The following is a 20,282-nucleotide window of genomic DNA, read 5'->3' as shown; positions in this document are numbered from 1 at the left end:
CAACATTTCTTGTATAATCATACACACTAAAACCCCTTTTGTATTTGAGCGTATTTATATCATAACTTATAAGTTTGGCTATCTTTTTGTCAAAACTTCAGATATAATACTTGGAAAGTTCTATAATTAATTAAGCCAGATATAATCAATTTTTAATCTCTCAGGGTTTAATTCCCCGAAGCTCTGCTTCGTGATATCATAAGAAGCAACTAAAACTTTTTTAGATACCTCGTAGCTCTGCTGCGAGGAGCATCATTTAAATATAGATATATCATGGCTCATTTAACGATAGATGAAAGATTTAAAATATACGAAATGAATAAGAGTGGTTATAGCTCGCGATATATAGGGACAAAGATTGGCCGTGATAAAAGCACTATATGTTATGAACTCAAGAGAATGAGGCATAATTATAGACCAGATAGGGCTAAAACACTTGCTTGCAGTTTAAGGCAAGGTAAGAGAAAAAGAAAATTAGATATTGATAATAATTTACGAGCAGAAATAATAAAGCAGTTAACACAGGGTATTTCACCAGATATAATTTCAGGTAGACGTAAACTATCACGAGATACTGTCAATATTTCTACAGAGAGTATATACCAGTTTATTTATACATCTCCTATAGCACAAAGGCAAAAATTATATTTATCTTTAGCAAGAAAAAGGAAAAATAGGTTGCATCATGGTACAAGAATCAGAAACAAAAGAATTACAATACCAAATCGAGTTTCCATTACTGAAAGACCAGAGATAAATAGAAAGATAGCAGCAATAGGTCATTTAGAAGGTGATTTAACTTTTAACAAAGGTAATCAAAGTCGTAATATAGGCGCTCTTGTGGATATCAGAACACAAAAAGTGTTTCTCACTTTAAACCGTTCAAAAAGAACACAAGATGTGATTGGTAACATGAATAAAAAACTTAAACAATTGTCGCATATAATCAAAAGCATAACGTTAGATAGTCTATCCGCCAAAAACACTTCAAATCCTGATCATTTGTAATGGGATAGAGTTTTGACAACAAATTGCTAAGATTTTCAATAAAAATTAATAAGTTATGTTAATTTTTACTGATACATTTCTGTGTTGGTCTAATTCAGGAGTTTCGCACTTAGCAAATAATATGCTAATCTAGAGAAAAATAGTTTTAGATAAAAATGACAAGATCAAAATGTAGCAAAGATTTATATAAATCATTCTTACAAGCAAGTAGTGTAAGATATACTAGCAAAGCATTATCTGAAGTAAGTCCATTAGATCTATCGCACGATAGTGCAAGTCGATGGTTAAAGAGTAAGGATTTTCGCCCTAGCGAAATCTATAGCAAAGTGTCAAAATATATTGATCTGGAAGATCCTTGTTTATTAGTGGGAGATGACACCTTATTGTCAAAGCAATACAGTAAGAGGATCGAGCTTGTAAATTATCAATATTCTGGGGCTGTACATGATGTTATACCTGGTATAGGAATGGTAAACTTACTGCATTACAATACTCAAATTGATCAATCTACTCCTGTAGATTATAGAATATATGATAAAGAAACTGATGGTAAAACAAAGAACGAGCATTTTTGTGATATGCTTACTTTAGCTAAAGAAAGAGGTATCAAGCCTGATGCTATAGTTATGGATGCTTGGTATAGTGGTTTGGATAATTTAAAACATATACGTAATTTAGGTTGGATATGGGTTACCAACCTAAGAAAAAATAGAAAAGTTAATCGTAATGTTAGCTTGGAAACTTTAGAGATTCCCGATGAAGGGCTAAAAATTCACCTACGTGGATACGGTTGGGTTACGGTATTTAAGTTTGTGGCAAAAAATGGTCGCATTGATTACATAACAACTAATTTAGAGAATCCTACACGTGAGCAAATAGAGAAAATTGTTAAGGCGCGTTGGTCTATAGAAGTTTATCATCGAGAATTGAAACAAACTTGTGGTATTGAATGCTGTCAGGCACGCACGGGTCGAGCTCAAAGAAATCATATTTGCCTTGCTGTATTGGCCTGGCTTGATATGAACAAAAGGAGGATAAATGAAAACATTACTTTATATCAACAAACTTGGGAAGTTATAAAAACATCAATTCAGAACAACATTAAATGGCTTCTAACTAATACACAATTTTGCTAAGTGCGAAACTCCTGGATTGATCAATTTGAGTATTGTAATGCAGTAAGTTTACCATTCCTATACCAGGTATAACATCATGTACAGCCCCAGAATATTGATAATTTACAAGCTCGATCCTCTTACTGTATTGCTTTGACAATAAGGTGTCATCTCCCAATAATAAACAAGGATCTTCCAGATCAATATATTTTGACACTTTGCTATAGATTTCGCTAGGGCGAAAATCCTTACTCTTTAACCATCGACTTGCACTATCGTGCGATAGATCTAATGGACTTACTTCAGATAATGCTTTGCTAGTATATCTTACACTACTTGCTTGTAAGAATGATTTATATAAATCTTTGCTACATTTTGATCTTGTCATTTTTATCTAAAACTATTTTTCTCTAGATTAGCATATTATTTGCTAAGTGCGAAACTCCTGTAATTTTGATATGGAGCTATTGTTAACGATTTTTTATCGTTCATCTAGTTTTTGCATGATGATATTTTTGATTTATGTGGAGTTAGACACGATTTGTAAATGATTTGCAATGCATCGTAAATTCAAACCAATAGCAGAGATTATTGGATTGATAATATCTCCTATCATGTCCGTCCGCCAAAACTCTACAAGCCTTATAGATAATATGGTTTTAAGACAAGAAGTAATACAACAATCCGTAAGAAAATGATAAAATATGGTCATAAACCTTATGGATTTCAGTCAATGCCAATAGACAACATTATCAAATCGCAAGAACAAGGGAAACTGTTTGGTTATAAATTAAAAGAAGAATTAAACCCAAATAATAAGCTATATAAATTAAGAGAATTAATAAATTGGTCTAGGCTCGAAGAGTGGTTATCAAAAAATGTTTGTATTAAGAAATTTGGTAGAAATAGAAAATGTCATAGAGTGATGCTTGGCATAACGATGCTACAAGCAATGTATAATTTTTCAGATTCATTATCAGAGGAAGAGCTAAAAGAGAATATGTATTGGCAGTATTTCTGCGGGTGGGAATATATAGAAAAAGACATAGCTATCTCGGAAACTAGTATACGACGGTTTCGTAGTGTATTAGGTGAAGCTGGATATAATGAGATATTATCGGAGTTGATCAGGGTTGGGATAAAAACTAACACAATTAAAAAAAAAGATTTGGAATTAATCATCGCTGATACGACTGTACAAATTAAGAATATCAAACACCCACACGATGTTTATTTAATGGATAAAGCTAGGCTTAGCATAGTAAAGCTTTGCAACAGTTTGGGTATACATTTGAATGAAACATACGCTAGAACCTATAAACGCGATATAGTAAAGCTATGGAAATATAAAGAACATAGTAAAGCCAAGAAGCGTTGGAAAATAATGAAGCATTTAAAAATATTACTGGGTCGTTTGATTAGAGTATGTGAGCGTGAGATCAAAAATAAGCAATTAAACTTGTCTCTCAAAAATCAAGAAGTATTGCAAAAAATAAAACAAATACATAACCAATCTGTTTTAAAAAGAGAAGCTAAAAAGCAATATAAAGAAGATAACAAAGTATTATATAGTTTTCATGCCCCTGAAGTAGAGTGTATAGGAAAGGGAAAACGCAACAAGCCATATGAGTTTGGCAATAAAGTAGCGGTAGTAGTAAGTGGTCGTAGAAATTTTGTTTTATCCGCAAAATCGTTTCATAATAATCCTTATGATGGTCATACATTGCATCAGAGCTTTGAAGCAGTAGAGAGTGTCACTGGAATCAAGATAAAGAAATCATTTGTTGATCTTGGGTATAGTGGTAGCAATGTAAAGGAGAAGAGTAAGGTATATACCCCAAAAACGCGGAAGAAGTTGTTACAAGAGGACAAGTCTATGATCAAGAGACGCAGTGCCATAGAACCAATAATAGGTCACTTAAAGCAATATGGTCGGATGGGTAGAAACTTCTTGAAAGGTATGATAGGAGATATTATCAATCCAATAATCTCTGCTATTGGTTTGAATTTACGATGCATTGCAAATCATTTACAAATCGTGTCTAACTCCACATAAATCAAAAATATCATCATGCAAAAACTAGATGAACGATAAAAAATCGTTAACAATAGCTCCATATCAAAATTAGACCAACACAGAAATGTATCAGTAAAAATTAACATAACTTATTAATTTTTATTGAAAATCTTAGCAATTTGTTGTCAAAACTCTATCCCATTACAAATGATCAGGATTTGAAGTGTTTTTGGCGGATAGACTATCATACCTTTCAAGAAGTTTCTACCCATCCGACCATATTGCTTTAAGTGACCTATTATTGGTTCTATGGCACTGCGTCTCTTGATCATAGACTTGTCCTCTTGTAACCAGGAGTTTCGCACTTAGCAAAATTGTGTATTAGTTAGAAGCCATTTAATGTTGTTCTGAATTGATGTTTTTATAACTTCCCAAGTTTGTTGATATAAAGTAATGTTTTCATTTATCCTCCTTTTGTTCATATCAAGCCAGGCCAATACAGCAAGGCAAATATGATTTCTTTGAGCTCGACCCGTGCGTGCCTGACAGCATTCAATACCACAAGTTTGTTTCAATTCTCGATGATAAACTTCTATAGACCAACGCGCCTTAACAATTTTCTCTATTTGCTCACGTGTAGGATTCTCTAAATTAGTTGTTATGTAATCAATGCGACCATTTTTTGCCACAAACTTAAATACCGTAACCCAACCGTATCCACGTAGGTGAATTTTTAGCCCTTCATCGGGAATCTCTAAAGTTTCCAAGCTAACATTACGATTAACTTTTCTATTTTTTCTTAGGTTGGTAACCCATATCCAACCTAAATTACGTATATGTTTTAAATTATCCAAACCACTATACCAAGCATCCATAACTATAGCATCAGGCTTGATACCTCTTTCTTTAGCTAAAGTAAGCATATCACAAAAATGCTCGTTCTTTGTTTTACCATCAGTTTCTTTATCATATATTCTATAATCTACAGGAGTAGATTGATCAATTTGAGTATTGTAATGCAGTAAGTTTACCATTCCTATACCAGGTATAACATCATGTACAGCCCCAGAATATTGATAATTTACAAGCTCGATCCTCTTACTGTATTGCTTTGACAATAAGGTGTCATCTCCCACTAATAAACAAGGATCTTCCAGATCAATATATTTTGACACTTTGCTATAGATTTCGCTAGGGCGAAAATCCTTACTCTTTAACCATCGACTTGCACTATCGTGCGATAGATCTAATGGACTTACTTCAGATAATGCTTTGCTAGTATATCTTACACTACTTGCTTGTAAGAATGATTTATATAAATCTTTGCTACATTTTGATCTTGTCATTTTTATCTAAAACTATTTTTCTCTAGATTAGCATATTATTTGCTAAGTGCGAAACTCCTGGTAACAACTTCTTCCGCGTTTTTGGGGTATATACCTTACTCTTCTCCTTTACATTGCTACCACTATACCCAAGATCAACAAATGATTTCTTTATCTTGATTCCAGTGACACTCTCTACTGCTTCAAAGCTCTGATGCAATGTATGACCATCATAAGGATTATTATGAAACGATTTTGCGGATAAAACAAAATTTCTACGACCACTTACTACTACCGCTACTTTATTGCCAAACTCATATGGCTTGTTGCGTTTTCCCTTTCCTATACACTCTACTTCAGGGGCATGAAAACTATATAATACTTTGTTATCTTCTTTATATTGCTTTTTAGCTTCTCTTTTTAAAACAGATTGGTTATGTATTTGTTTTATTTTTTGCAATACTTCTTGATTTTTGAGAGACAAGTTTAATTGCTTATTTTTGATCTCACGCTCACATACTCTAATCAAACGACCCAGTAATATTTTTAAATGCTTCATTATTTTCCAACGCTTCTTGGCTTTACTATGTTCTTTATATTTCCATAGCTTTACTATATCGCGTTTATAGGTTCTAGCGTATGTTTCATTCAAATGTATACCCAAACTGTTGCAAAGCTTTACTATGCTAAGCCTAGCTTTATCCATTAAATAAACATCGTGTGGGTGTTTGATATTCTTAATTTGTACAGTCGTATCAGCGATGATTAATTCCAAATCTTTTTTTTTAATTGTGTTAGTTTTTATCCCAACCCTGATCAACTCCGATAATATCTCATTATATCCAGCTTCACCTAATACACTACGAAACCGTCGTATACTAGTTTCCGAGATAGCTATGTCTTTTTCTATATATTCCCACCCGCAGAAATACTGCCAATACATATTCTCTTTTAGCTCTTCCTCTGATAATGAATCTGAAAAATTATACATTGCTTGTAGCATCGTTATGCCAAGCATCACTCTATGACATTTTCTATTTCTACCAAATTTCTTAATACAAACATTTTTTGATAACCACTCTTCGAGCCTAGACCAATTTATTAATTCTCTTAATTTATATAGCTTATTATTTGGGTTTAATTCTTCTTTTAATTTATAACCAAACAGTTTCCCTTGTTCTTGCGATTTGATAATGTTGTCTATTGGCATTGACTGAAATCCATAAGGTTTATGACCATATTTTATCATTTTCTTACGGATTGTTGTATTACTTCTTGTCTTAAAACCATATTATCTATAAGGCTTGTAGAGTTTTGGCGGACGGACTAGATAATGGCAAAGAATTTACCAATCATGAACAACTATTGCCAAAATCTGAACGAAAAGTATATTTTTGCAATCCTTATTCTCCATGGCAAAAACCATTGATAGAGAAGATTAACTCAATGGTACACAGAGTATACTCTAAATCTTTAGATATAAAAAAAATGATGCTCCTCGCAGCAGAGCTACGAGGTATCTAAAAAAGTTTTAGTTGTTTCTTATGATATCACGAAGCAGAGCTTCGGGGAATTAAACCCTGAGAGATTAACAATAAAGCAATTACAAGAAATTGAGGATTTTTTAAATAATTTACCAAGAAAAGTGCTCGGTTATAAAACACCCAATGAGGTATGGGAAGAAAATATAAATCTGGCTTAATTAATACTGGAATTTACCTTCGACTAATTTCATACAACGCTTCTTCGCCACCAGTTTCATACAGTTCTTTAAATCTGTAATAACTATCTCTACTATATCCCATCGCTTTACATGCTGATGATATACTATCAAGGCTCTTAGCTAATTCTAGTAAACCTAATTTTGGTTTTATTATTTTTTGATTTAAGTTCATTCTTTATCTCCATTTAATAATTAATTTATTTTACTAAATGTAAGATATAATCTTGTATCTTAGTATTGTCTTTAGTAAACAACTATAAGATACTTAAGGGCACTTAAGTAAGAAGACTAATATGCCGTATTAAATCTTAGGGCTATGTAACCCTGTAGTTGAGATCAAACAATTAGTCTTCACATACTCATTAAAGATCGGACGGTATTCTTAGGTCTTGAAATTAATCAATGAACCTGTATTTACAAGGTTGATCTTTGGGTATTCTACTTATTATTAACATAGAAGGTCAAATATGAGTAGCATTATTTTGGGTATAGATATTTCTAAAGCAACATTTGACGTAGCTTTATTAAATGATAATAAAATCAAAACCAAAAAGTTTAATAATACTGCAAAAGGCTTTGCTGCACTAAAACAATGGTTAGAAAAAAAGGGAATAGATACTGCTCACGCTTGTATGGAATCAACAGGTGGTTACGAAGTTAGGTTAGCTCAATATCTTTATGATAATACATTTAAAGTTAGTGTCGTAAATCCAGCTCGCATCAAGGGCTTTGCAATGAGCAAGCTTTCAAGAGTTAAAACTGACAAATCTGATTGTGAATTGATAGCTTCTTTTTGCAAGGCTATGCAACCTGATCTTTGGCAACCAACCCCTATACATATTAAAGAATTACAACAATGGGTAAGACGCTTGGATAGTTTGATTGCTAATAAAAATCAAGAAAATAATAGATTGAGCGGAGCAAGTAAAGCAGTTGCCATTAACATTATGATTCATATTGAATTTCTGGATAAGCAAATTAAGGAAGTAGAAGAACTTATCTCTAATCATATTAAAGGACACAAAGACTTACATGATAAAAGTAAACTTCTTGATTCAATCCCTGGTATAGGAGAAAAAACAATAGGAGTGATACTTGCTTTTCTTGTTGTAGAAAATTTTAATTCTGCAAAACAACTAGCTGCGTTTGTTGGTCTTAACCCAAAGCCAAAACAATCAGGCACTTCTGTCCATGGAATAGGAAAAATATCAAAAACAGGAGATGCTAATTTACGTAAAGCTTTTTATATGCCTGCCATAGTTGCTATAAAACATAATCCGATTATTAAGGATTTTAGTCAACGTTTGAGCAATGTTGGAAAATCTAAAATGGTTATAGTGATTGCTGCTATGCGTAAGTTGCTTCACATAATTTATGGTGTTCTTAATAACAAAACATCTTTTAGTGCAAATATAAAAACCCTGTAAAATAAAATTGAGGTAAAATAATGAAAAAGTTGTTGACACTCAAGACGGTATCTCAACTATTACACGTAAGGTGAGTTATTAACTGCTTTTTTATTTTTAGTACTTGTTTTTAATGGCTTTGTTGCATAAATAAGATTTGTAGAGCAAGAGTGGTGATAATCTGGTAAGATGTCCTGAATTAAAAATAATCCAGATTATATGAGATCTCGGAAGAAAGCCCCTTTTAGTAAATCACGCAAGTATTCTAAATATAAAATAACGAATTGGTCAGAATATAATAATTTTTTACGCAATAGGGGTCGCATAGATTTTATGATTGCCAGTGATTTGGCGATTGGCTGGTATGCTGATTACAGAGAGGAAATGAAACGAGGAAGACCTAGACGCTATAGTGATCACGCTATATTACAGTGTTTGAAGATCAGATGCTTATTCGGTCTTAAGTTACGCCAAACCCAAGGCTTTATAAACTGGCTCTTTGAAATATCGGGTTTATCTATTAGATGTCCAGACTATACAACATTAAGTAAGCGTATGAAGTCATTAGATCTTAGGTATTTACATGGAAATCAAGATAAAGAATTTAGTTGTATTTCAATGGATAGTACAGGGATACAAGCCTACACAGGGAACGAATGGCTAGAAAATAAGCATGGTAAGCAATATAAGCGTCGCATATGGAAAAAGCTACATATCGTTATAGAAGATCAAGGTATGATACTTGCCGATAGTACCACAGAGCATACTATAGATGATAGATCACAGATTGGACTACTAATAGCTAATGTCAGAGCCAAGGATTTTCTGGGAGATCGAGGGTATGACGGTGAATCTACATATCAATTGTTGAGAAAGAAGAAGATAAAACCAGTTATTAGACCCCCAAACTCTTCAGTAAAAGTTCAATCGCTTAGGGATAAAACTGAGAGAGATGCAGCTGTTATATATCAACAAAACAAAGGATACCAAGCATGGAGGGTAAAGAATAATTATGGTAGAAGGGAGCGTGTAGAGAACACGTTCTTTCGATTTAAAACTTCTTTTGGTAGTAAGTTTCTATCAAGACATGATCAAAATATGACAAAAGAAATGTCTATTAAATGCCACTTATTAAACAAAATGTTTGAAATTGGTAAACCTATCTCTGTGCCTGTTGGCTAGGCTAGCATTGCGGGGTTAGGGGCAGTATATTCAAAAGCTTATTTATGCAACAAAGCCAGATTGAGCTGCCTGCATATACCATTCAAGTAATAAAACTAAATAACTCAGAACTCTTGGTTTTAGAGCTATAAAACGAGTATATGATGGAAGAGTTACAAAGTCTGATTTATATAATTGTAGATAGGACATATAAAAATATTTAAAGTTTTTACAAGGTGATTGATGGTATAAAAGCACTATTGTTAACAGCTCAGAATAGCTTATTTCAGGCTTTCTTGTAGGGTTTTTATTAATTAATGGTAGAAATGATTTATTACCACTGCTCGCTAATTTTACAAAAATCATCGACAAAACAAAATAATGCAGTAATATCTTTCTTCATGGGGATACTCTTGTTTTTTTGCTAAAAATTATATAGAGTATCTTCTATCCCTTGTAAATACTTACTTCCAAACCTAGATTAATCCAGAATTCAGGTCTTTAGAAGTTTGTCATCCAAAAAGAATCTCTCGTAATAAAGTATTTGCCGGTATTGCTGCTTTGGGTAAAACAACAAAAAGTTGGTTTTTTGGTCTAACTGAAGTTTTGACAAAAAATTTTTAATGATGCTCCTCGCAGCAGAGCTACGAGGTATCTAAAAAAGTTTTAGTTGTTTCTTATGATATCACGAAGCAGAGCTTCGGGGAATTAAACCCTGAGAGATTAAAAAAAGTGGCGAGCGTATTAATCTATAATTTGTATTATATATCAAATAATTTACTTTCAATTGTAGAAATATCGCTTTTAAGCTGATAAAAGCACTAAATATTTAACTTTAAATATAAATTTTTACTTTAGTCAGAAAAATTAGAATTTTTGTCAAAACTTCAGTTATTAACGAAAAAGGTGAGATTCAAGGTCTAAAACTAACGCCTGGTAATGTAGATGGTAGAGCACCGGTTGCGACAATCACCAAATATATCACGGGATTATTGTTTGGCGATAAGGGTTATATCAAACAAGAGCTTTTTGATGATCTATACAGTAAAGGACTCAAGTTAGTAACTGGCATAAAGAAGAAAATGAAGAATAAACTTATGTCATTATTTGAAAAAATATTATTACGCAAACGCTCAATTACTGAAGTTTTGACAAAAAATTTTTATTAAAAAAAGTGGCGATTGTATCAATCTATAATTTGTATTATATATCAAATAATTTACTTTCAATTGTAGAAATATCGCTTTTAAGCTGATAAAAGCACTAAATATTTAACTTTAAATATAAATTTTTACTTTAGTCAGAAAAATTAGAATTTTTGTCAAAACTTCAGTCAATTATCGAAACAGTATTTAGTGTGCTGAAGGGTTCTTTCGAGATCGAGCTACAAGACATAGATCAATTTGGAATGCCTGTGTACATATCTTATCCGCACTAATTGCATACTGTATGAGACCTAACAAACCTGCTATATCTCAAAATTAGCTAATCCAGAATTCAGGTTTATAGCATTTTTTATTATTTTCTGGATTGCCACGCTCATTTCATTCGCACGCAATGACATTACCCATAACAAAAAAGCAAGCTATTTAATAATAACTTGCCTTTCATTTTATTTGAAACTAATTAGAAATTTTAATCTTCGTACATTCTTTTACGAGCAAACTTTCTTTTTCTTTGTGCAGCTTCTCGTGCTTTACGAACACGCTTTACTGACTTCGGTTCGTAGTAACGCTGTTCTTTCATCTTACGAAAATAAAGCTCTCTTTGTAGCTTTTTCTTAAAATTCTTAAGCGTATTATCACAATTACCGGCGCGAACATTTACTAGTATCACTAAAATTACTCTCCTTAAAATAAATATATATTGGTAACAAGCTATATTATCTATATAATAAGTTATAATGTCAAGGTTAAAAATATGAATATTCCAGAAGAACACTACACAAAGAAAATAAGCTTCATGCAATCATTGCTAGAATTATTACCATTTAATGAATGGAATGACAAAATAATTAATGAAGTAGAAGAAAAATGCGGATTTGCTAAGGGCTATAGTTTAATACTTTTTCCAGATGGATTAGCCGAAATAATAAAATTTTTTGAAAGCTATCTAGATAATATTACGCTAGAAAGTTTAAATGAGCAGGAAGTACCAAATAAAATTAGAGAAAAAATATCCTTAGCAGTAAAAACTAGAATTAAAGCTGTGTTACCTATTATTCATAGCAAAAATGCTGCATATTTTGCATTAAATCCTATTCAAGGTACAGAAGTTGCATTCCACAGCTGTGATATTATTTGGCAATATGCCGGTGATAAATCGATTGATTATAATTATTATACTAAACGAGGCTTACTACTTTCAGTTTATGTATCATCTATTCTTTTTTATATTCAAGATGACTCAGAAAATTATATTAATACCGATAAATTTATTGATAGTTCTGTAGCAAAGATTGTGCAAGCTTTCACGCAAATGAAAAAACTACTCGATCCTTCAAATATTCCAATAGTTAGGATGTTTACATAGAGCATATATAGCTAACGCGGAAAGGTTTTTACCATAGTTTTTGTATTTACTCACATATTCACCAGATCTAAATCCTATTAAACATGGCTTTGTTGCATAAATAAGATTTGTAGAGCAAGAGTGGTGATAATCTGGTAAGATGTCCTGAATTAAAAATAATCCAGATTATATGAGATCTCGGAAGAAAGCCCCTTTTAGTAAATCACGCAAGTATTCTAAATATAAAATAACGAATTGGTCAGAATATAATAATTTTTTACGCAATAGGGGTCGCATAGATTTTATGATTGCCAGTGATTTGGCGATTGGCTGGTATGCTGATTACAGAGAGGAAATGAAACGAGGAAGACCTAGACGCTATAGTGATCACGCTATATTACAGTGTTTGAAGATCAGATGCTTATTCGGTCTTAAGTTACGCCAAACCCAAGGCTTTATAAACTGGCTCTTTGAAATATCGGGTTTATCTATTAGATGTCCAGACTATACAACATTAAGTAAGCGTATGAAGTCATTAGATCTTAGGTATTTACATGGAAATCAAGATAAAGAATTTAGTTGTATTTCAATGGATAGTACAGGGATACAAGCCTACACAGGGAACGAATGGCTAGAAAATAAGCATGGTAAGCAATATAAGCGTCGCATATGGAAAAAGCTACATATCGTTATAGAAGATCAAGGTATGATACTTGCCGATAGTACCACAGAGCATACTATAGATGATAGATCACAGATTGGACTACTAATAGCTAATGTCAGAGCCAAGGATTTTCTGGGAGATCGAGGGTATGACGGTGAATCTACATATCAATTGTTGAGAAAGAAGAAGATAAAACCAGTTATTAGACCCCCAAACTCTTCAGTAAAAGTTCAATCGCTTAGGGATAAAACTGAGAGAGATGCAGCTGTTATATATCAACAAAACAAAGGATACCAAGCATGGAGGGTAAAGAATAATTATGGTAGAAGGGAGCGTGTAGAGAACACGTTCTTTCGATTTAAAACTTCTTTTGGTAGTAAGTTGCTATCAAGACATGATCAAAATATGACAAAAGAAATGTCTATTAAATGCCACTTATTAAACAAAATGTTTGAAATTGGTAAACCTATCTCTGTGCCTGTTGGCTAGGCTAGCATTGCGGGGTTAGGGGCAGTATATTCAAAAGCTTATTTATGCAACAAAGCCGCTGCGAGGAGCATCATTTAAGGAATTAACCAAGGGTATTTTAGAGCGAGCACTGCATGCTGAGATGTCAGAACATTTAGGTTATAGCAAGTATGATAGAGCTGAAACTGAGAATGCGAGGAATGGTAGTTTTAGTAAGAATCTGATTAGTGAGAATGGTACTATAGAGCTAAATGTTCCAAGAGACAGACAAGGTAAATTTGAACCTATCAGGAGTTTCGCACTTAGCAAAGTTGCGAATCAGTTAAAAGCCATCTGATATTGTTTTGAATTGATGTTTTTATAACTTCCCAAGTTTGTTGATATAAAGTAATGTTTTCATTTATCCTCCTTTTATTCATATCAAGCCAGGCAAATACTGCAAGGCAAATATGATTTCTTTGAGCTCGGCCCGTGCGTGCCTGACAGCGTTCAATACCACAAGTTTGTTTTAATTCTCGATGATAAACCTCTATAGACCAACGTGCCTTAACAATTTTCTCTATTTGCTCACGTGTGGGATTTTCCAAGTTCGTTGTTATGTAATCAATGCGACCATTCTTTGCCACAAACTTAAATACCGTAACCCAACCGTATCCACGTAGGTGAATTTTTAGCCCCTCATCGGGTATCTCTAAACTTTCCAAGCTAACATTATGATTAACTTTTCTATTTTTCCTTAGGGTGGTAACCCATAGCCAGCCTAAATTACGTATATGTTTTAAATTCTCCAACCCGCTATACCAAGCATCCATGACTATGGCATCAGGATTGAGACCTCTTTCTTTAGCTAAAGTAAGCATATCACAAAAATGCTCATTCTTTGTTTTACCATCAGTGTCTTTATCATATATTCTATAATCTACGGGAGTAGATTGAGCAATTTTAGTATTGTAATGTAGTAAGTTTACCATTCCTATACCAGGTATAACATCATGTACAGCTCCAGAATATTGATAACGTACAAGCTCAATCTTCTGACTGTATTGCTTTGATAATAAGGTATCATCCCCCACTAATAAACACGGTGCTTCCCAATCTATATATTTTGACACTTCCTTATAGATTTCGCTAGGACGAAAATCCTTACTCTTTAACCATCGACTTGCACTATCGTGAGATAGATCTACTGGACTCACTTCAGATAATGCCTTGCTAGTATATCTGACACTACTTGCTTGTAAAAATGATTTATATAAGTCCTTGCTACATTTTGTTCTTGTCATTTTTATCTAAAACTATTTTTCTCTAGATTAACATACTTTTTGCTAAGTGCGAAACTCCTGCCTATAATAGTCTCAAAGAAACAAACAAGAATAGATGGCTTAGACCAAAAGATAATATCCTTATATGCGAAGGGTATGAGTGTGTCTGATATTAAAACACAATTGCAAGAATTATATGGAGCTGAGATCAGTGAGAGCCTAATCAGCAGGATTACAGATGAAGTAATAGATGAGGTCAAGATTTGGCAGAGTAGACCTCTTGAATCAGTATACCCTATAGTATATTTTGACTGTTTAGTAGTGAAAGTAAGACAAGATAAACTTATTATTAATAAATCAGTATATGTAGCTTTAGGAATAGATTTATCTGGCAGAAAGGATATTTTAGGCTTATGGATAAGTGAGAATGAAGGAGCTAAATTTTGGCTTGGTAATTTTACTGAAATGAAGAATCGAGGAGTAAAAGATATCTTAATTGCTTGTAGTGATAATCTAACTGGTATGTCTGATGCTATTGCATCAGTATATCCGAAAACTGAACATCAAATTTGTATTTTCCATCAGATCAGGAATAGCCTCAAATATGTATCATATAAAGATAGAAAGCAATTAGCAGCGGATTTGAAACTAATCTATACTTCTGCTACTGAAAAAGAAGCAGAATTAGCTCTTGAGTCATTTGATCAAAAATGGAGTAAGCAATATCCGCATATAGCTAAATCTTGGTATAATAATTGGGATAATTTGATAATTTTCTTGCAATATCCAAAGGAGATTCGTAAGATTATTTACACTACAAATGCGATAGAATCGCTGAATAGCCAATTGAGAAAAGTTACTAAGAATAAACGCATCTTTCCAAATGATGACGCAGTATTTAAGGTTTTATATCTGACAATTGATTATATTACCAAAAAATGGTCTATGCCTATCCCCAATTGGAATGAAGCTATGGCTCATTTTATGATCAAATTTGATGGTAGAATTTAATGGTTCACGAAATTTACACAATTGATGAGACAGAGCCCAGAATTCAGGTTTCTAATAGCACTTCTAATGCAGTAACTACATTCAATTCTCCATACATTTTTGCTAATTGTAATATTTTAAGATATATTTTATGCCCTTTATATGGATATATAGAGATAAGCTGGTCATATACCTGACGAAATATAGCACGTGGGAATAAAGCTTCATAATATTGATATTGAACAAATGCTCCAGGTTTACGTACTAAACTATCAATAATATGTCTATAATCAATAACATAGCCATTGCTGATTCTAGACATTTTTTGTAAACATTTGTTACCATAGTAAAGCTCTATTTCTTCAGAATAAATATAAGCTTTTAAAGTATAACCTATTAAGCGACTAGACACAGAATAAGCTACAGATAAAATACTAACTGTACTGCTTGGATTAACACGTACTGATAATATTGTAGGTGCATTCCATTTCCTGATTGGTAACTCTTTTAAATGAACTAATTCTTCAGCTAATTTTTCTTTTCTACAGCTATTTCGCTTTTCTTTAATTTGTGTAAGGAATAATTCATAAGCTTTTAAATCAACAAAATTACGTGATCCACGTAATAGCAGATGTTGATTCACTGCTTGCTTAAATGTATCATGACTTTTTTCAACAGAACCATTTTCATGACTGACGCCTGGATTATTTCGCGATGGTGCAACATTGTAATAACCAAGCAATTCTTGCCATCTTTCTGTAAATTGTCTACTATTACCACATTGCTTGGTAGCTGCACTTAAATTATCTGTACGATGCTCTGGTAAAACTCCACCTAACTCCCATACAGCTTTTTCAAACCCTGATGCTAATGTATCAAAACTTTCACTATGGCATATGCTAAAAGTTTCCCAACATGAATAAGGCAACATAAAATGAAATAGTAAGTGAGGATATGGTTGCCCACCAATACAAATACCCAATTGATTCATATTGGTCCAATCAGACTGACTCTGTTTACCAGGAAGAATATTTTGTAAAAAGATTACTGTCTTATCCTTACCATGTGCAGCTCTCCATGGCTTTGTTGCATAAATAAGCTTTTGAATATACTGCCCCTAACCCCGCAATGCTAGCCTAGCCAACAGGCACAGAGATAGGTTTACCAATTTCAAACATTTTGTTTAATAAGTGGCATTTAATAGACATTTCTTTTGTCATATTTTGATCATGTCTTGATAGAAACTTACTACCAAAAGAAGTTTTAAATCGAAAGAACGTGTTCTCTACACGCTCCCTTCTACCATAATTATTCTTTACCCTCCATGCTTGGTATCCTTTGTTTTGTTGATATATAACAGCTGCATCTCTCTCAGTTTTATCCCTAAGCGATTGAACTTTTACTGAAGAGTTTGGGGGTCTAATAACTGGTTTTATCTTCTTCTTTCTCAACAATTGATATGTAGATTCACCGTCATACCCTCGATCTCCCAGAAAATCCTTGGCTCTGACATTAGCTATTAGTAGTCCAATCTGTGATCTATCATCTATAGTATGCTCTGTGGTACTATCGGCAAGTATCATACCTTGATCTTCTATAACGATATGTAGCTTTTTCCATATGCGACGCTTATATTGCTTACCATGCTTATTTTCTAGCCATTCGTTCCCTGTGTAGGCTTGTATCCCTGTACTATCCATTGAAATACAACTAAATTCTTTATCTTGATTTCCATGTAAATACCTAAGATCTAATGACTTCATACGCTTACTTAATGTTGTATAGTCTGGACATCTAATAGATAAACCCGATATTTCAAAGAGCCAGTTTATAAAGCCTTGGGTTTGGCGTAACTTAAGACCGAATAAGCATCTGATCTTCAAACACTGTAATATAGCGTGATCACTATAGCGTCTAGGTCTTCCTCGTTTCATTTCCTCTCTGTAATCAGCATACCAGCCAATCGCCAAATCACTGGCAATCATAAAATCTATGCGACCCCTATTGCGTAAAAAATTATTATATTCTGACCAATTCGTTATTTTATATTTAGAATACTTGCGTGATTTACTAAAAGGGGCTTTCTTCCGAGATCTCATATAATCTGGATTATTTTTAATTCAGGACATCTTACCAGATTATCACCACTCTTGCTCTACAAATCTTATTTATGCAACAAAGCCATTCCTGATCTGATGGAAAATACAAATTTGATGTTCAGTTTTCGGATATACTGATGCAATAGCATCAGACATACCAGTTAGATTATCACTACAAGCAATTAAGATATCTTTTACTCCTCGATTCTTCATTTCAGTAAAATTACCAAGCCAAAATTTAGCTCCTTCATTCTCACTTATCCATAAGCCTAAAATATCCTTTCTGCCAGATAAATCTATTCCTAAAGCTACATATACTGATTTATTAATAATAAGTTTATCTTGTCTTACTTTCACTACTAAACAGTCAAAATATACTATAGGGTATACTGATTCAAGAGGTCTACTCTGCCAAATCTTGACCTCATCTATTACTTCATCTGTAATCCTGCTGATTAGGCTCTCACTGATCTCAGCTCCATATAATTCTTGCAATTGTGTTTTAATATCAGACACACTCATACCCTTCGCATATAAGGATATTGTCAACACCGGTCGAAAAATGATACAGATTTTTAATATGCAGCAGTTGAAAATTGATACAGTATCATAAAAAATTATCTGATATTTAAGTCATAAAATTATCCTCCTGTTTATTAATAATTTCTATTGGCACAAGACCAGCTTTCTTTTTATCCTTAAGCCTGAAACTATCACCTTTAATATTGAGTATAGTGGAGTGGTGAAGCAGACGATCTAAGATAGCAGCTGTAAGAGCACTATCCTGAGCAAGACTATTATGCCATTGTCCAAACGGAAGATTACTTGTAAGAATTATGCTCCCTTTTTCGTAACGCTTTGCTATAACTTGAAATAACAGATTAGCTTGTTCCTGTTTTAACGGCAGATACCCAAACTCATCTATTATGAGTAATTTATATGGTAGTATTACTCTTTTGAATATGGAGTCCAGGTTTCCCTGATTTAGCCCAGCATTAAGTACAAGCATCAAATCTGCAGCTGTTGTAAATTTAGTCTTGATGCCACATTGTGTAGCTGCATAACCAAGAGCAATAGCTATATGGGTTTTTCCTACTCCAGAAGGACCAAGTAGAATAATATTTTCCTGTCTTTCTACAAAAGACAGAGACCTTAGACCTTCCAGAATCTTGCGTTTTATTCCTGTAGCAAAATCATAATCAAAATTATCCAGCGTTTTAATAATAGGAAAACCTGCCATTCTGGTGAGTATTGATTTACTCCTATTCTGTCGTTCCAACAGCTCTGTTTTTAATATTGACTCAAGGAAATCCGTATAACTTGAATCTTCTTTACTAGAGGATTGTGCAATATCAAAATAATTTTCAGCTATCTGAATAAGGTTTAAAGAGCGGCACAGCTCTTCTATACGTTGGTGCTGCAGGTTCATAATGCCTCCAGTATACTTTGGTATATGCAGAGGGAATGTTGTAAGGAAACTGTAGAAAATCGTTCCCTTTTATCTTCCATAATCTCTAGTGCTGCAGGATGACTACCGCTATAATCCAATGGTAGTGGTTGAAGAGTACTCCTTTCAAACTTTAATCTTTCTGCAGGTATTTCGCCTGTTGTTCCATGCACACGCATATTTGCTATATCTCGCAGCCACTTTAGCACCTCCGAATTTGCAGTATCCACATCCAACACTAACTCTGCAGTTTTTAATTTTGTCGCTAATGGGTTATAAAAGCTTTCTCTGAGATATCTATTAAATCGCTCAACTTTGCCTTTAGTTTTTGCTCGATAAGGTCTACACACTCTTAGGCGAAAACCATAATGTTTTGCAAAATCTAGCATTCCTTTATTAAAACGATGTATGCCAGGACCATACGTATCTCTATCCAGTATTACTGTCTTCATATTGTCATAAAGTACTTCCTCCGGTACTCCACCAAAATAATCAAATGCCCGCTTATGGCATTCTATTAATGTTACAAGCTTCTCATTGCTAACAAATTCTACATAGCTTGCTCGACTAAATCCTAATGTAGCCACAAAAGCTGATAGAGGATTTTTCCCCTTACGAAATTCAATCCAGTCAACTTGCATCTGTTTGCCAGAAGCAGTCTCAAATCTTATCATATCCTCCTGTTTAGCTACCGGCTTTATACTTCTTAGATAATCCCTGAGTTGGGTCATCCCGCCTGTGTAACCCAACTCCTTTATCTCTTGAAACAGTACAGTACCAGGTAGAGATACAGGGTGGGCTGATTTTACTCTGTAACTCAAGTAGTCTTGATATGGGGTAAGCTTTGTTACCAACTTTGGCCTATCCTTATATTTAGGGGGGCCATCATATTTTAAATATTTACGTACTGTATTTACTGATACACCAACTTCTCCGGCTATTGTTCTTAGGCTTTTACCATGTTTATCCAATATTTTTATTTCCATTATTTGCTCCAGTATTATCATTATTCATTACCTCCTTATCCAGAAGATACTATTTTAATACTGTCAGGAGTTTCGCACTTAGCAAATAATATGCTAATCT

At 33.4% G+C, this 20,282-nt stretch carries 15 protein-coding genes and 10 pseudogenes; 12 read left to right on the top strand and 13 right to left on the bottom strand.

All coding sequences use genetic code 11. The features are described 5' to 3' along the window. Positions 1-273 precede the first annotated feature (273 nt). Both AAHI98_RS10900 and AAHI98_RS10895 read left to right on the top strand, forming a co-directional pair. Positions 274-1,005 (top strand): annotated as a pseudogene (locus AAHI98_RS10900) (IS30 family transposase); the annotation flags it as partial. 158 nt (positions 1,006-1,163) lie between these two features. Next, a complete protein-coding gene (locus AAHI98_RS10895) occupies positions 1,164-2,144 on the top strand; it encodes an IS701 family transposase (RefSeq protein ID WP_342224656.1) in 981 nt (326 codons plus the stop codon). Between the two features lie 13 nt (positions 2,145-2,157). On the opposite strand, the pseudogene AAHI98_RS10890 reads toward AAHI98_RS10895, so the two are convergent. Beyond that, positions 2,158-2,511: pseudogene (locus tag AAHI98_RS10890) on the bottom strand (IS701 family transposase); the annotation flags it as partial. Positions 2,512-2,817: 306 nt separating this feature from the next. On the opposite strand from AAHI98_RS10890, the gene AAHI98_RS10885 reads away from it, so the two are divergent. Continuing rightward, positions 2,818-4,179, top strand: a complete 1,362-nt coding sequence (locus tag AAHI98_RS10885) for an IS5 family transposase (RefSeq protein WP_342224717.1) — start codon at positions 2,818-2,820, stop codon at positions 4,177-4,179. A gap of 146 nt (positions 4,180-4,325) precedes the next feature. Here the strand turns inward: AAHI98_RS10885 and AAHI98_RS10880 are convergent, their stop codons facing one another. Genes AAHI98_RS10880 through AAHI98_RS10870 form a run of 3 tightly spaced genes read right to left on the bottom strand, consistent with a single transcriptional unit; the run spans position 4,326 to position 6,714 of the window. Further along, a complete protein-coding gene (locus tag AAHI98_RS10880) occupies positions 4,326-4,505 on the bottom strand; it encodes a hypothetical protein (RefSeq protein ID WP_342226228.1) in 180 nt (59 codons plus the stop codon). Next, complete coding sequence (locus tag AAHI98_RS10875) at positions 4,506-5,486, bottom strand: IS701 family transposase (RefSeq protein ID WP_342224656.1); 981 nt, start codon at positions 5,484-5,486, stop codon at positions 4,506-4,508. A gap of 22 nt (positions 5,487-5,508) precedes the next feature. After that, positions 5,509-6,714: an IS5 family transposase gene (locus AAHI98_RS10870; RefSeq protein ID WP_342225859.1), complete on the bottom strand. Its 1,206-nt coding sequence runs from the start codon at positions 6,712-6,714 to the stop codon at positions 5,509-5,511. 77 nt (positions 6,715-6,791) lie between these two features. Here AAHI98_RS10870 and AAHI98_RS18685 point away from each other — a divergent pair. Beyond that, a pseudogene (locus AAHI98_RS18685) lies at positions 6,792-7,167 on the top strand (transposase); the annotation flags it as partial. Positions 7,168-7,183: 16 nt separating this feature from the next. On the opposite strand, the pseudogene AAHI98_RS10860 reads toward AAHI98_RS18685, so the two are convergent. Then, a pseudogene (locus AAHI98_RS10860) lies at positions 7,184-7,360 on the bottom strand (helix-turn-helix domain-containing protein); the annotation flags it as partial. Positions 7,361-7,655: 295 nt separating this feature from the next. On the opposite strand from AAHI98_RS10860, the gene AAHI98_RS10855 reads away from it, so the two are divergent. Further along, complete coding sequence (locus AAHI98_RS10855; RefSeq protein ID WP_342224639.1) at positions 7,656-8,615, top strand: transposase; 960 nt, start codon at positions 7,656-7,658, stop codon at positions 8,613-8,615. Positions 8,616-8,813: 198 nt separating this feature from the next. Continuing rightward, positions 8,814-9,776, top strand: a complete 963-nt coding sequence (locus AAHI98_RS10850) for an IS5 family transposase (RefSeq protein ID WP_342224734.1) — start codon at positions 8,814-8,816, stop codon at positions 9,774-9,776. Between the two features lie 60 nt (positions 9,777-9,836). On the opposite strand, the pseudogene AAHI98_RS10845 reads toward AAHI98_RS10850, so the two are convergent. Further along, a pseudogene (locus AAHI98_RS10845) lies at positions 9,837-10,158 on the bottom strand (IS982 family transposase); the annotation flags it as partial. 95 nt (positions 10,159-10,253) lie between these two features. Here AAHI98_RS10845 and AAHI98_RS10840 point away from each other — a divergent pair. Together AAHI98_RS10840 and AAHI98_RS10835 are read left to right on the top strand one after the other, a co-directional pair. Beyond that, a pseudogene (locus AAHI98_RS10840) lies at positions 10,254-10,349 on the top strand (transposase); the annotation flags it as partial. A 296-nt stretch (positions 10,350-10,645) separates the two neighbouring features. Next, positions 10,646-10,906 (top strand): annotated as a pseudogene (locus AAHI98_RS10835) (transposase); the annotation flags it as partial. Positions 10,907-11,390: 484 nt separating this feature from the next. Here AAHI98_RS10835 and rpsU read toward each other — a convergent pair. Beyond that, complete coding sequence (gene rpsU / locus AAHI98_RS10830) at positions 11,391-11,591, bottom strand: 30S ribosomal protein S21 (RefSeq protein ID WP_342225857.1); 201 nt, start codon at positions 11,589-11,591, stop codon at positions 11,391-11,393. 84 nt (positions 11,592-11,675) lie between these two features. Here rpsU and AAHI98_RS10825 point away from each other — a divergent pair, with 84 nt between their 5' ends. The 3 genes and pseudogenes from AAHI98_RS10825 to AAHI98_RS10815 form a co-directional block, all read left to right on the top strand. Continuing rightward, positions 11,676-12,287 (top strand): COQ9 family protein, encoded by a 612-nt coding sequence (locus AAHI98_RS10825; protein WP_342226191.1) that lies wholly within the window; start codon positions 11,676-11,678, stop codon positions 12,285-12,287. Positions 12,288-12,456: 169 nt separating this feature from the next. Then, a complete protein-coding gene (locus AAHI98_RS10820) occupies positions 12,457-13,419 on the top strand; it encodes an IS5 family transposase (RefSeq protein WP_342225856.1) in 963 nt (320 codons plus the stop codon). Between the two features lie 6 nt (positions 13,420-13,425). Next, positions 13,426-13,687 (top strand): annotated as a pseudogene (locus tag AAHI98_RS10815) (transposase); the annotation flags it as partial. Between the two features lie 13 nt (positions 13,688-13,700). Here AAHI98_RS10815 and AAHI98_RS10810 read toward each other — a convergent pair. After that, entirely contained in the window at positions 13,701-14,681 is a 981-nt protein-coding gene (locus tag AAHI98_RS10810) for an IS701 family transposase (protein WP_342224659.1), read from the bottom strand. A gap of 60 nt (positions 14,682-14,741) precedes the next feature. Between AAHI98_RS10810 and AAHI98_RS10805 the strand changes: the two are divergent. Then, positions 14,742-15,671, top strand: a pseudogene (locus AAHI98_RS10805) (IS256 family transposase); the annotation flags it as partial. A 43-nt stretch (positions 15,672-15,714) separates the two neighbouring features. On the opposite strand, the gene AAHI98_RS10800 reads toward AAHI98_RS10805, so the two are convergent. The 5 genes and pseudogenes from AAHI98_RS10800 to istA form a co-directional block, all read right to left on the bottom strand. Beyond that, a complete protein-coding gene (locus tag AAHI98_RS10800; protein WP_342225854.1) occupies positions 15,715-16,641 on the bottom strand; it encodes a Mu transposase domain-containing protein in 927 nt (308 codons plus the stop codon). A 145-nt stretch (positions 16,642-16,786) separates the two neighbouring features. After that, entirely contained in the window at positions 16,787-17,749 is a 963-nt protein-coding gene (locus AAHI98_RS10795) for an IS5 family transposase (protein ID WP_342224734.1), read from the bottom strand. An 84-nt stretch (positions 17,750-17,833) separates the two neighbouring features. Continuing rightward, positions 17,834-18,292, bottom strand: a pseudogene (locus AAHI98_RS10790) (IS256 family transposase); the annotation flags it as partial. Positions 18,293-18,377: 85 nt separating this feature from the next. Further along, positions 18,378-19,178, bottom strand: coding sequence for an IS21-like element helper ATPase IstB (gene istB / locus AAHI98_RS10785; protein ID WP_342225853.1), 801 nt, complete (start codon positions 19,176-19,178; stop codon positions 18,378-18,380). After that, entirely contained in the window at positions 19,175-20,203 is a 1,029-nt protein-coding gene (gene istA / locus AAHI98_RS10780; protein WP_410526233.1) for an IS21 family transposase, read from the bottom strand. The genes istB and istA overlap by 4 nt, the downstream gene beginning before the upstream one ends. Positions 20,204-20,282: the final 79 nt, after the last annotated feature.

The sequence above is a fragment of the Rickettsia endosymbiont of Urophora cardui genome (genome assembly GCF_964030725.1).
GTDB lineage: Bacteria > Pseudomonadota > Alphaproteobacteria > Rickettsiales > Rickettsiaceae > Rickettsia.
The sequence above is the reverse complement of the archived record's forward strand: the minus strand, read 5'-3'. Positions and strand labels throughout refer to the sequence as shown.